This is a genomic window from Pseudomonas sp. 2822-15 (assembly GCF_002742515.1).
GTDB classification, from domain to species: Bacteria; Pseudomonadota; Gammaproteobacteria; order Pseudomonadales; family Pseudomonadaceae; genus Aquipseudomonas; species Aquipseudomonas salomonii.
On sequence record NZ_LJRY01000331.1, the window covers coordinates 1 to 265 of the forward strand.

Consider the following 265-nt stretch of genomic DNA (forward strand, 5'->3'; position numbering starts at 1 on the left):
TTCCGAAGGACTGCCCTTGGTCTTCCTGTCATTTCACATCTTCTCGTAAGCCTTGTAGGACTGGAGTCCCTGGGGAGTTTTCGTAATGCTTCATAATCCCCTTTAGCCTTTAATTCTCTTCTTAACTCAGCATATTGCGCCACTAGTGCTTGTCGTTTTCTTTCTTTTGCTACCATTGATTTTTTAGCCACTATATACAACTCCTTTATTTAAATCGTAATTATTACGTTTTATGTTGTAAATATATCATAACTAAAAAATGATC

General features: G+C 36.6%; 1 pseudogene. It reads right to left on the minus strand.

Going from position 1 to position 265, the window contains the following annotated elements:
* Nucleotides 1-191: pseudogene (locus tag AOA59_RS28295) on the minus strand (30S ribosomal protein S14); the annotation flags it as partial.
* Between the last annotated feature and the right edge of the window lie 74 nt (nt 192-265).